At 34.7% G+C, this 13601-nt stretch carries 11 protein-coding genes; 1 reads left to right on the top strand and 10 read right to left on the bottom strand.

Going from position 1 to position 13601, the window contains the following annotated elements:
• Positions 1–76: 76 nt before the first annotated feature.
• The 5 genes from WKT09_RS06230 to WKT09_RS06250 form a co-directional block, all read right to left on the bottom strand.
• Positions 77–877: an SDR family NAD(P)-dependent oxidoreductase gene (locus WKT09_RS06230; RefSeq protein WP_340415209.1), complete on the bottom strand. Its 801-nt coding sequence runs from the start codon at positions 875–877 to the stop codon at positions 77–79.
• A gap of 17 nt (positions 878–894) precedes the next feature.
• Positions 895–2625 (bottom strand): acetolactate synthase catalytic subunit, encoded by a 1731-nt coding sequence (locus WKT09_RS06235; RefSeq protein ID WP_340415210.1) that lies wholly within the window; start codon positions 2623–2625, stop codon positions 895–897.
• Between the two features lie 170 nt (positions 2626–2795).
• Complete coding sequence (locus WKT09_RS06240; protein WP_340415211.1) at positions 2796–3101, bottom strand: NIPSNAP family protein; 306 nt, start codon at positions 3099–3101, stop codon at positions 2796–2798.
• A gap of 359 nt (positions 3102–3460) precedes the next feature.
• Positions 3461–4969: an alpha-amylase family glycosyl hydrolase gene (locus tag WKT09_RS06245; protein ID WP_340415212.1), complete on the bottom strand. Its 1509-nt coding sequence runs from the start codon at positions 4967–4969 to the stop codon at positions 3461–3463.
• 100 nt (positions 4970–5069) lie between these two features.
• Positions 5070–5423: a YisL family protein gene (locus WKT09_RS06250; protein ID WP_340415213.1), complete on the bottom strand. Its 354-nt coding sequence runs from the start codon at positions 5421–5423 to the stop codon at positions 5070–5072.
• Positions 5424–5674: 251 nt separating this feature from the next.
• Between WKT09_RS06250 and WKT09_RS06255 the strand changes: the two genes are divergently transcribed.
• Positions 5675–6658, top strand: coding sequence for a 2-hydroxyacid dehydrogenase (locus tag WKT09_RS06255; RefSeq protein WP_340415214.1), 984 nt, complete (start codon positions 5675–5677; stop codon positions 6656–6658).
• A gap of 143 nt (positions 6659–6801) precedes the next feature.
• On the opposite strand, the gene WKT09_RS06260 is transcribed toward WKT09_RS06255, so the two are convergent.
• The 5 genes from WKT09_RS06260 to WKT09_RS06280 form a co-directional block, all read right to left on the bottom strand.
• Positions 6802–9897 carry an SMC family ATPase gene (locus tag WKT09_RS06260; protein WP_340415215.1) on the bottom strand — a complete coding sequence of 1032 codons (3096 nt, stop codon included), beginning with the start codon at positions 9895–9897 and terminating at the stop codon, positions 6802–6804.
• Between the two features lie 13 nt (positions 9898–9910).
• The gene (locus tag WKT09_RS06265) at positions 9911–11068 is read right to left on the bottom strand and encodes an exonuclease SbcCD subunit D (protein WP_340415216.1); all 1158 of its coding nucleotides are present in this window, start codon (positions 11066–11068) and stop codon (positions 9911–9913) included.
• Between the two features lie 320 nt (positions 11069–11388).
• Positions 11389–11757: a hypothetical protein gene (locus WKT09_RS06270; protein WP_340415217.1), complete on the bottom strand. Its 369-nt coding sequence runs from the start codon at positions 11755–11757 to the stop codon at positions 11389–11391.
• Positions 11758–11766: 9 nt separating this feature from the next.
• Positions 11767–12303, bottom strand: coding sequence for an EndoU domain-containing protein (locus WKT09_RS06275; RefSeq protein WP_340415218.1), 537 nt, complete (start codon positions 12301–12303; stop codon positions 11767–11769).
• 64 nt (positions 12304–12367) lie between these two features.
• On the bottom strand, positions 12368–13534 hold the full coding sequence (locus WKT09_RS06280; RefSeq protein WP_340415219.1) for a hydroxymethylglutaryl-CoA synthase: 1167 nt from the start codon (positions 13532–13534) through the stop codon (positions 12368–12370).
• Positions 13535–13601 lie beyond the last annotated feature (67 nt).

A 13601-nucleotide genomic window follows, 5' to 3' on the forward strand; every position in this document is an offset into this window, starting at 1 on the left:
CCTCCTTTAAAAAGTCTTTACCATGTACTACTCAGACTTTCATTATCTTCTTTTTTTTACACAATATTGAATTACCCTATCTTAACAATCCACCCGTTACATCAATAACAGTTCCAGTCACATAATCAGATTGATTCGTAGTTAAAAATTCAATGACGTTTGCACAATCTTCTGGTGTTCCTAATCGCTTTAATGCAGTTTGGTCTGAATAAGTTTCTACTCCTGCTTTTTTAAACTGTTCATTTAATCGACCAGTTCCAATATACCCTGGTGCAATTGCATTAACTGTTATATTGTGCGGTCCTAAATCTTGTGCTAAATATTTCGTATAATTTACAATTGCTGCTTTTGTTGCTGCATAATGAGAATAATTACCACCTGGTTGTGCTTGCAAGCCAGTCACAGAAGTTACGGTTACAATTTTACCGGAACCTTTCTTCTTCATTCCTGCTGCAACAGCTTCCACACTATGAATCGTTCCAAACAAGTTTCTTTCTAAAACAATTTGTAATTCGTTCGGTTTTATTTCAGAAGCTTTATTACCTTCAAGTGGACCTGTACCTCCACCCGCGTTCGCAACTAAAATATCAACTTCGCCTAAATGTTTTGTTATCTCTGAGAATGCCTCTTGAACTTGATCTTTCTTTGAAATATCAGCTTCTGCTCCAAATGCCTTTACACCTAATTCCTTTAATTCATCAACAACTGTTTCATACTGTTCTCCGATAAATTCACCTTCAAATTGTTCATAAGACTTTAAATCAATGTCAATTATCCCTACATCTGCACCCAGCTTTGCTAGTTTTAATGCATAGGCACGACCTAACCCTCGAGCGGCACCCGTTACTACTGCAACTTTTCCAGTTAATTTTCCCATCTAAAATTCTCCTTTTTTTATTTATTTATATCATCCATAACCCCAACCGGTGGTACATTATCTGGATCACTGTGTAAATCAATCACAACCGTTTCATTGGCTTGGAATGCTTCATCAATTGCTGCTGGAATATCTTTAATAGTGTCCACTTTTATGCCTTTCACACCACATGCTTCAGCAATTTTTGTATGGTCAACAGGTGAAAAATCACAGATATTTGTATAGCGATCAAACATTGCTGTTTCAGCATATTTTTGATATCCAAGGATTCCATTATTAATTACAACTATGACCACTTGAATGCCTAGTCTTTTACACGTTTCTAACTCGCTCCAAACATGCCCAAATCCACCATCTCCAACAAGACAAAACACTTTCCTATCTGGGTTAGCAATTTTTGCCCCCATTCCCATTGGCATTCCCCAACCTAAACCTGCAAGTCCACGAGGAAAAATAAACTTTCTGTCTTTAGTAGCTTTTAGATAGTTCGCATTCCAAACGGATGAGATGCTCGCATCTGCAACAATAATATGGTCATCTTCCAGTTTATTTTCCACTTCGTATAAAAATCTTTCCACTTTTATTTTTCCTGATTCAGCCGAATATATTTCTTTCATATCCTCTTTGTGTTTATCTCGAGATAATTGAATGAATTTTTCGACATTTTTGCGTGCATCCGTTCTTTTTTGAACACCTTTTTTCAATAGTCTTTCTTTTAAAGCTGCTAAAGTTAATTTTGCATCTCCAGCAAGTCGAAGGGATTCATAGTTTCGTCCAATTTCAACCGGATCGATATCGATGTGAATATATTTAGCCTTTTCTGGTAAAAGCGTCCAGCTGTCCGTTCCATTTTGGTTAGTTCGATTACCAACTAGTACAATGACGTCAGCCTCTTGAACCATGGGTTTTAAGTGTTTACTAACTCCTCTTTTTCCCATATAATAACCAATCGGTCCCATACTTAATGGATGCTCTTCATCGACAGCACCTTTTCCCATAGTTGTAGTTGCAACAGCCAATGAACATGCTTCTTGTAATTCCCTAAGTTCATTTTGAGCCCCTGATGAGATGACACCACCACCAGCGTAAATAAATGGCTGTTTTGCTTCTTTTATAAGCTCTGCTGCTTCATCGATTTTTAATACATTTGCTGTCGTTCTATCCAGAGGAAACACGCCTGAATTCTCAGTTCTATTTTTATTAATCGCATATTCTTTTGTGTCAGTAATAATATCTTTTGGTAATAATAAAACAGTCGGTCCTGGTCTTCCACTAGTTGCTATTCTAAATGCGTTGTCGATATAATCTTCAATTCTTTCTTGAATTGGTATTCTTTTAGTCCATTTAGAAACTCCTTTAAATAATTCAATGTGGTCAATTTCTTGAAAGGCATTTTTCTCTTCCTGGTCTCTGGATACATCTTCCACAAGTGCAACAATTGGATAAGAAGCTTTATAAGCTTCTGCAAGTCCTGCAACCAATAAAGTAGCTGCCGGTCCATGTTGAGCCGTTACCACTGGTGTTGTATTTGTGCACATTGCAAATGCTTGTGCCATATATGTTCCTGAATTCTCTTGTCTATATCCAATTTGTTCTATCCCGATATCTGCGCAAGCAAGCGTAACAGTTGGAGGATTACTTTGTCCGAAAATATACTTCACACCATTTCGCTTTAAAGAGTATGCAATTCTCATAGCATTCGTCGCTTCACTTACACCTTGTAATTCTTTCACTACATTTTTATTCATTTTAATTTCTCCTTTATTTAAAGACATCATACATCTCTACTATGAACCTTTTATTACTTATAGAAGTACAATCACTTTACAATTGATAGTTGAAAACCCTTTCATTACAAACTAAATTAATAAAATATAGAGGGTTGCACCTATCAGATTATAATAAATTGTGATTTCACTCACTCGAACACAGGACGCAAAAAGCTCCTCTCATAACTTAAAATACACTTAGTTTCTAATGCGAATTTATAAGCCTCTTGGCATTCTTCATCCGACGACATTTTTACCCGATACTCTTCATATGCTGCTAAACTTGGAAAAGTAAATAAGGCATAGGCAATATTATTTGCGCTTTCATGCGGTAGAAACAAACCTTGATGTGTACCACCAAATTTAGTAACTAATCGAATCCATCTTTTACCATATTCTTCAAATTCCTCTAACTTGTAAGGATCGATCACATACTTCAAATAACAAGTAACCATTGTATACCTCCTTAGATTCAACTTTGCAATTTAACGTAAAATTTAACTTTTCCGAATATCGTAATTAAATACGTTAATTGTATAATTTATAATAAAGCACAACCTATTATATGTCAATAAATAATTTAAATAAATGGGATGAATTTGTTTGAAGGAAAGCACCATTTTTTCCTAAAATAAGAAAATATAAATGATAAGAAGAATATATATAAAATGTTATGCAGACAAAATCTTAGTTCAAAGGGAAATTCACTTGTTTTCTATTTTTATACAGAAAAAAGGTGCCAGTGGATTTTTCCACCAGCACCATATATTGTAGGGCCATAAATATGACCATTTTGCATTGATATGCAACCTTTTTATTTTTTCGCTTGTTGTTCACGTTTTTTCTGTTTAATGGATAACATAATAATCACTCCACCAAAAACAATAAATACTCCTACAACAAAACCAATAAATCCCCAGTTAAATCCTTTTCGTCCTTCAATGATAAAGACTTCTGCCGATTCTCTTTCCATTCCAATTAAAAATTCACCCTCATCGTTTGCACGAATCGTATCATCATGGATTAAACCACGTAATTGGAATTCTTCATCAATCTCATCAATTGTTACCGTATGTGATTCACTATCATTATTAATCGCCACATAAATCGAACGATCATCATACGTTCGCTTAAATAAGCTCATTCCTTGCTCAGACACGACGTGCTCTATATCACCATGGGTAAACTGTTTGTATTGTTTACGCATGGCAGCCATTTGTGAAAACACATCTTTTACATCTGGATCTGCACTTGAATAATCTACAAAATATTGATTTTCAGGATATCCCGGTCCATACATCGGTACTTCAGAACCTTGATACACAATCGGTACTCCAGGAGTTAAATATAAATAGGCTAAAGCAATTTGCCATGTTGTAACGCGATTTCTCCCCTGATCTCCAAAGTTATTAGAGAAACGAGGAGTATTTAAGTTATCAACATATAATAAATCACGAATATCATTAGTCAATGACGTTTCTTCGAATACTTTCGAAACAGGTTCATCAGGCTTTGTTAACACTTCATTTGCTACGGTATAAAAATCTTGGTTTGCAATGGCATCTAAATGTTCATTTTCAAGTAAATGAGAGACATCTCCATCATTTTGTAAGGTTGTAGCAATAAGGTAGAAATTCGGGTCTTTTTTCTTCAATTCAAATGCAATAGTTTCTAATAGATCCCCATCTGTTTCATCTGCATGAGCAAATTGAAAACCATCTACGTTCGCTTCTTCCATCCAAAATAATGCTACATCTTGTAAATATGCTTGTACTTCTTCATTTGATTGATCAAAGGCTACAACTTCTTCCAACCATTCTGTCGCTTCATATGCTGGGGTTACTTCTACTTCTTTAAACCAATCTGGATGTTCTTCTACTAATGGACTTGATTTTGCCACATAGTTTAAAGGTATTTCTAACATAATTTTCATGCTTAAATCATGTGCTTTTTCCACTAATGCATGAATATCTTCCATTGAACCAAACTCTTCTTCCACTTCATAAAAATCTTCTACCCAATATCCATGATATCCACCAACAGCATTTTCCATTACTGGTGATAAAGATATCATTGTAAATCCACCTTCTTCAATATCATCAATCATCTTTGTAATTCCATCAATATCCCCGCCATTATACGTATATGGATCATGAATATCAACCTGATCACTCGATGCTTGACGGCCGTTATTATAACGGTCTACGAGAAGGTCATAAATAATTTCATCTTGAATCGTCCTTTTATCATCCGCTTTTACTTGAAAAGGCATCATCGTAAAAACTAATAGAGGAACGATACATAAAACGAATAATCGCTTCATAACAGACACTCCATTTTCTTTATTTTTCATAAAAAAGGTTGGGAGCCACCGTGTTTATATCGTCTAAACGTACATACACACATGTCCCAACCCCAATTTTTTAAGGTAATATTCCTAATGGTAAACGAGTGAATCCTAATATAATTGCAATTAATGCACTTACAACAAATACAATCCACCATGTTTTTGTCGATTTTTGTTTGTTTGTTTTAACCGTAATCATTTCCATTGCAACAATAGCTAACAATCCAGCAATAATTTTAATAATTAGTTCTCCACTTATTTCCGAATATTCGGCAAATAAACTCCCACCTGAATATAAAATAAGTAAATAATCAAGGCGTAAAATCATATGGAGAATTTTACCTTGTTTTTTTCCTTGCTTGTAGAAGCTCACAACGACAAATAATAAGATAAAAGCTACAACCCAAGCAGTAATATGTAAATGAGCCATGTTTCTTTCCCCTTTCTTTTCCAACCATAGTATTATAAAATAGCGTTTTACTGTACCATTGCATTATATCATGTCCCGAATGCAAATTCATATATTATAGATTCGACAAATTTATGAGAATTACCTATAAGAATGCCCATTTTCAATGAATCGTACACGGTTGCGAATCTTACATATACGATATACACTATTATATAGAGCGTTTTCAACATATTTAGAAAGTTATACAAACAGTGGACGGAGGATGAATCATGCGGAAAAAAGTACTTATAGCAAACAGATTAGACCAAATTATTATCGATCAATTAGAAAAACAATTTGACCTTTCCTATATTAAAACATACGAAGCAACAAAGGAAGAATTGTACGCTGCCGTAAAAGATGTCCACGGTATTATTGGGCATGGTATTACCATTGATACACCATTACTAAAAGAAGCGAAAAACTTAGAAATCGTTTGTAATATTTCAGTTGGATTTAATAATTTTGATGTCGAAGCGATGAAACAATACAAGGTTATGGGGACAAATACACCTGATGTCCTTACAGATACGGTTGCTGATGTTATTTTTGGATTACTCATTGCAACGGCTAGAAGAATTCCGGAAATGGACCGCCTCGTCAAAGATGGTAAATGGAAGAAAAATATGTATGAACAATTATATGGAATGGATGTTCACCATAAAAAGATTGGAATTATCGGGATGGGACGTATTGGGGAAGCTATTGCAAATCGTGCTCATCATGGCTTTCATATGGATGTACTTTATCATACTCGTTCTCGTAAATATGAAGCAGAGAAAAAATTTGGCGCTGTACACTGTTCTTTAGACGACCTCCTACAACAATCGGACTTTGTCGTTTTAATGACACCATTAACAGAAGAAACGAAGGGATTATTAAGTTTACGGGAATTTCAACTAATGAAGGATACAGCTATTTTCATCAATGGTTCACGTGGTCAAACGATTGTAGAAAAAGACTTAATTACTGCTTTAGAGACGAAGGAAATTGCCGCAGCTGGCTTAGACGTATTTGAAACAGAACCAGTTGACTCGGACAACCCTTTATTAAAAATGGATCATGTTGTCACATTACCACATATTGGCTCTGCTACATATGCAACAGAATTCAAAATGGCATCATTAGCTTACGAAAATCTTTGTAAAGGTTTAACGAATGAGATGCCTGTAACACTTGTCGATAAAGCAATGTGGGATGTAAGAAAAAAATAAATCATAAAGATTCATCGTATGCGTTTTTCGTTCATTTCATACGATGAATCTTTTATATATGGCGTCACTCTCTTACACTCTACTTTCCTTTCAATCAATGTTTCATTTATTTCTTCTTTAAAACTAACACTTTGCCACTATTTTTATTTTATCTTAAATGTAGTTTTACTATACCCTTCTTTTGTTTTTGTTACTTCTAACATCGCTGGAAAGATAGATTTCAGCTCATCCACATGTGATATGACACCGATCATTCTACCAGATTGTTGCAGTTGTACGAGTGCATCGATTGCCTTTTGTAAGGATTCATCATCCAATGAACCAAATCCTTCGTCAATAAACATCGTTTCAATTGATACCCCACCTTGGAAGCTTTGAATGACATCAGACATACCTAAAGCTAAACATAAAGAGGCGATAAATTTTTCCCCACCAGATAATGTTTTTACATCTCGAGTTAAGCCAGTGTATGCATCATATACATCAATTGCTAAACCACTCTGTCTTCCATGTGTTTCTTGTCGGTCACTACGAATTAAATAATATTGTCCATTTGTTAAAGAATGGAAACGTACATTAGCAGCTTGTGTGATTTGATCTAAATAATCAATTTGTAAATAACGTTCAAACGATATTTTTAAATTATTTTGTCCGCGAAGCGCATCGTACACATCTTCTACGACTACGACCTCTTCCTCAATTCCTTTTACACGTGTTGATAACTCCTCAATATTTCCTTTTAATTCATGTACACGTTCTGTTTGATGTTTCGTCTTTTGTAATTTTTCAAATGCATGTTCATAAGTTGTTTTCAATTGTTCTACTTCTGTTTTTAATGCGCTCGTGTCGACTTTTTGTTTATGTTGTAATAAATGATGTAATTCTTCCAATTGATGTTCAACAAGTGATTTTTGATCATAATATGCTCGGATTTCTTGTTGTAATTGCTTCCGATCATCTTCTTGTAATTTTGCCGCTTCATAATCCTCTACCGTCTCAAAGGAAGCTTGTGCTAATTGAGATTGGAACGTCTTTTCCAACTCAGTTACCTTTTCTTGTGCGGTTTGAATCGTTTCTTTCATATGTTGTAATGATTGTTCGACAGATAAATGTTCTTTTTCTGTTTCGCGCATATTCATTTCTGCTCGTTTAAACTGTTCTTCTTTCTGTTTTAACGTTGTTCGTGTTTTTTGTAAATAAGATGTTAATCGGTCCATTTGTTGAATTTCTTCTGGAATTTCCCTTTTATCGGCTATAAATAAAGAAGATTCCGAGCGATATGTCGCATTTTCCTCTGCATACTGTTGATCCAATTCTTCTTTTTTCTTGCGTTGTACGTTTATATCCTCTTCTAATTTCCTAATCGCTTTACGATTCGTTTCATACTCTTTTTCGAGTAATTTTAATTGTTCGATTGTATCTTTTAATTGTTGGCCTTCTTGCTTAATGGTCGACTTCGTCTCATCTAAATGTTTCATGGATAATTCGTATTCATCCATTTTTTGCTTATACATTTTCCAAGTTCCTTCTAACTCAAAATGATCTTGTTCTATTTTTCTGAGACGTTGCTCCAATTTTTCCATGAATTGTTTCTTTTCTTCTATTTGCTCTTTCGTAATAGATGCTCCATGATTCGTTGCTTTATTCGGATGTTCACTACTTCCGCATACTGGACATGCTTCCCCATCATGTAAATGGGATGCTAAAACGAATGCTTGTTGGTTAAACCAAGTTGATTCAAGCTGATGATACTTTTCTTTTTCTTCTTTAAAAATGGTTTGTGCTCGATTTAACTTTCCTTTACTTTCCATTGCTTGATCATGAATTTTGTGAAATTCATTCACTACATGATATTTTTCCCGTAAGGCATGTAGTTTTTCTTCTATTTTTCCTAACGACTTTAATTGTGTTTCAGCTGTCTCAATGGCATGTTTTTTCTCATTTAATTGTCGTTCGTTTTCACTTATTTTCTTTTTTATTTCTTCCACTGTTGCACGATTTTGCTCGATTTGTTTCCGTTGCTCTTCTAGTTTCTTTTCTTTCATCGCCATTTGCTCGACAATTGGCAAAAAGGATTCTAAACGTTCTACTTCACGTTTTAGTTTTTCTCTCTCTCCTTCTTGCATGACTTCTTTCTCATACACTTCCACCGCTTGTTCATATAGCTTTTTCACATGAACAGTTTGTTCTTCCAGTTCCTTTTGTTTTATTGTATAGGTCGTTAATTCTGTTTTTCGTTCTTTTAATTGTGCCTCATAAGGCATAATTTTCGCTGCTTCGTTTGCAGCTTCTAATACTGTTTCTTTTTGTTTATAATTATCTGTTTGCTTTAGCAATTGCTGTAAACTAGCTTCTTTCTGTTCTTTTTCGACAAATTTTTCATTCAAATTGATGCTTTCATTTAAAACAGCTAATTGTTTCTCATACGATTGTTGTGCCGTTTCATATGCCTGTTTTTCTGTACGTTCTTTTTCACATAAAAATTCCCATTCAGAAAGCAACGCCTCTACAACTTGTCCACTATTATATGTTTCTTGTTGTAGTAACCATGCTAAAGAGGAACCTTCCCGTACTTCCGTTACAGCCGTCACTTGATCCATAAAATGATCTAACATCTTTTTTTCTTCCGTAAATTGCCGTAATAAATCATTACGTTTTTCTTGTAAAAGAAGATTAAACTGTTTATATTTTTCTGTTTTAAATAGACGTCGCAAAATTGCTTCCTTATTTTCGGTTTCTGATGTTAGTAGTTTACGAAATTCCCCTTGTGGCAACATAACAATTTGTTTAAATTGGTCTTCTGTTAATCCGATTAATTGCTCCAATTTTTTATTAATTTCAGTCACAATTTGTCGCTCAACAGCAGGAACTTCTGTATGATCTGCTAAAATTTCATATAACTCATATTTTTCTCCTGTTGCCGTTTTATTTCCAGCCTTTTTATGACCGAGTTGGCGGAATACACGATATGTTTTCTCACGGAGACGAAAAATAAATGTAACGGACGTATGTACATCATCGTCAGCAAAATGACTACGTAACATCGAAATATTTTGCCTATCTGATCCACTTGCAGATCCATATAATGCAAAACAAATAGCATCAAAAATCGTTGTTTTTCCCGCACCAGTAGGTCCAGATATGACAAATAATTGGTGTTGTGCCAATTGTGAAAAATCAATACTCTCTTTCTCTTTATAAGGACCGAACGCGGACATTTCTATTTTTAATGGACGCATACAAACTCCCCCCTTATATTTCTCTCGACTGTTTTACATATGCTTCCAGTAAATCTGTAAAAACTTCCTTCGCCTGATCATTTACCTCTTTGCCTGTCACCTCACGATAAAATGCTTCAAATAATGCCTGATCAGACATTTCTGTTCGTTTTTTATCTGATGGTTCCTCACTATGTAAAGTTGAAATATCAAAATATTTTCGTTCTACATGCATCGCATTTGGAAAAACCGTACGAATCTTCTCCATCGGTGACAACACAGGTGTTTCATCTGTTAAAGTAACAAAAATATAGTCTTCACTTACTTCCATTTTCAAAATTTCAGCCATGGAAGCTTCCACTTTTCTTATATCTTTTTCCGCTTCGAGTGGTCGCTTATCAATATTTGCTACTCCATTTTCATCCAATTCAACAACATAAAATCCTTTTTTATGATGTTCTTCAGAAATAGAGTATTTGTATGGGGAACCTGCATATCGAATATGCTCATCTTTTACATAATGGGCCTGGTGTAAATGCCCTAAAGCCGTATAATGAAATATGTCAAAATGAGCAGCATTGACATATTCTGCTCCACCTATCGATAAAGGTTTTTCAGCATCACTTGTATTTTCTTCTTTTTCTCCATAAGGTGTCACAAATGCATGACCGACAAAAACATGACGCGCCTTCTCATCCATCATCGGTTTCAAATGTGTAATAATCGCCTTCATTGCATCATCGTGTGAGACAATATTGTCATCTTTTAATAAATGGCGAACCGTACTTGGTTCCATATACGGAACAAGATGAAAATGAACTTCTCCCATCTCATCTCGTAAAATGACCGGCTCCTGTTCAAGTGCATATTGACCAACAATATATAACCCTTGTTCCCTCATTAGCCCACTACCAAATTGTAATCGACTTGGACTATCATGGTTACCAGCAATCGCAATAACAGGTACCTCTAACTCAATGACTAATGTATGTAGCGTATCATTCAATAGTTGCACTGCTTCTGGTGGTGGAACTGCACGATCATATAAATCCCCCGCAATAATAATACAATCTGGTTTTTCCTTTTTTACTTGCGAAATAAAATCAGCAATAACGACAGATTGATCCTCTGTTAAATGAACACCTTGCAAAATTTTTCCTAAATGCCAATCTGCCGTATGAAAGATTTTCAATATCATCACTCCTTTTATTGTTTCTCCTTCTTACTAGTGTATCAAAAATAAAAAATTGCGAAAAAAAGGAAGTTCGCTTTTAGGAGTGAAAAATGTACCAAAATTGCATTTTCCCTAGGCGAAACTTCCTTTTTCTATATGAAAAACAGCTGCAAAATTAAAATATAGATAATTCCAGCAATCATCAAATAGTGTCCAAAACACAATTTTGGCAACGACATAAAGGAGGATTTCTCTTTTTTCTCTCCATTTTACAAGATTGACAGCGTAATTTCTGTAATTGGTTCATTGATTATTCCTCCATTATTTTCAATAATCCCTTATATGGACGCTCCATTTTTCCATGCCTCATACGTTTTTGTCCAAACCGTTATGAACTCTTTTAAATCCGTTGTTTTCAATTCGATAGGTTTATAACCAATTTGTTCTTCGGCATCATAATATACATCTTCAATAACAGATGTTTCCTTCGTCACATGCCACGCGAAAAGATTGCCAGTTCCTTCGAATTTAGGAATTTGTTCTTTTTCAACGGAAACCATTTTATCTATAAAAGTCGCTCCATTACTACCAACTTCTGTCATTAAAAACTGCGCTACAATCGCCATACTTTCATCTTCAAATTGTATAACTAAACGTTTTTTTTCGATACCAGATCGTTGTAACGTCAATTCCTGAAAATGATACATGATTACTCCCTACCCTTCATAAACTGGGAATGCTGAAATAATTTTTTCGTTATCATCTAAATACATTTGAATAATGATTCCTTCTTCTGTTAATCCTTCGTATGTATTCCCTTGTATAAATTCACGTTCGTCATAGGCTTCGTTAATTGCATCCACTACTTCTTGGGAGTCCCAATCATCTGGAAAAAAAGTTGATTTCCCCTTATTTGATTGTTTTTCCACGTCTTCTACCATCACTTCTGCCTCATATACACCATGTTCATCACTATCTGTTTTTGTCCCTTCTAAAATCTCCCCTTTTTTAGAAGGAAGATGATCGTAATGGAACCCTACTGCTTGTCCTTTTCGGTTCAATTCTCCTTCTAAAATATGTGCAAGTGCATTTGGACGAAAATTATCTGTATGTTCTAATGCATCGATTGGTGTAACATCTTGTACGATATTCGTCTCATTTGTATCACTTAATAATTCATCTAGTGCACTACATCCATATAATAATGACATAGATAAAAGCAGTGCCATACTTAATTGAAAAATTCTTTTCACACGGTGTCATTCCTTCCTAAAAGAAAAAAGGTGAACAATATTTTCCGTCCACCTTTTCATTCATTTATTTACGAGTATATAATCGCATATGATCTTTCATGCCACTTACGTAAGTCGGCGCTGGATCATTTTCATTCGATAATGTTATTTCGGAGCCATCTTCCGGTAATTGTTCTGTAAACACTTCCTCATATTGTGCAACAGATATTTTTTTACGTTGTGCAAAAATGTCTCTATGTGCATCTTTTTGCAATGCTTCTTCATATCCTTCTTCTAAAATGCCAGTGAAAAATTCACCAACAGCACCAGAACCATAGCTGAATAAACCGACACGGTCCCCAGCTTGTAATGTCTCACTATTTTCTAATAATGAAATTAGTCCTAAATATAATGAAGCTGTGTAAATGTTTCCGATTTTACGACCATATGTCGTACTATGTTCATATAATTGTTGTAAACGATCTTGATTCGCTTCAGACGTTTCATCTAAAATCGTACGTAATGCTTTTAACCCCATTTTTGTGTAAGGTAAGTGGAAACATAATGCAGCGAAATCATCCAATGATCGATTTGATTTTTCTTTATATTGCTCCCATACTTCATTGAAAAATGAAATATATTGGTCGTTGGAATATTTTCCATCTACATACGCATATGATGAATAGTTTGGACGCCAAAAGTCCATAATATCTTTCGTTACATATGCACTATCATTTTCTAATGATAAAATACGCGGGTTTGCACTAATTAACATTGCAACTGCCCCCGCACCTTGAGTTACTTCACCAGCAGTACTTAAACCATATCGTGCAATGTCTGATGCTAAAACTAGTACTTTACTATTTGGATTTAATGCAATATGCCCTTTAGCAAGTTGCAATGCAGCTGTCGCACTATAACATGCCTGTTTCATTTCAACTGTACGAGCATATGGTTGAATATCTAATAATTCATGTACATAAACTCCAGCAGATTTTGATTGATCAATACCTGTTTCCGTCCCAAATAACACTAAATCAATATGCTGTCTCATCTCATCATCTAAAAATGTTAATGCTGCATTTGCAGCTAATGTCACAGGATCTTGTGTTAATGGCGCAACAGCCATTTCACTTTGTCCAATACCAATGGTAAATTTTGCAGGTTCAACACCTCTTGATTCGGCTAAATCATTCATGTCTACAAAATATTGTGGTGTATAAAACCCAATTTGGTCAATTCCTATTTTCAACGGTCATTCTCCTCTATCGTCCAATTTAAATGTTAAAACTAACACTATCATACGCTTTTTTAATTTA

Source organism: Pseudogracilibacillus sp. ICA-222130 (genome assembly GCF_037892545.1).
Taxonomy (GTDB): domain Bacteria; phylum Bacillota; class Bacilli; order Bacillales; family Amphibacillaceae; genus Pseudogracilibacillus.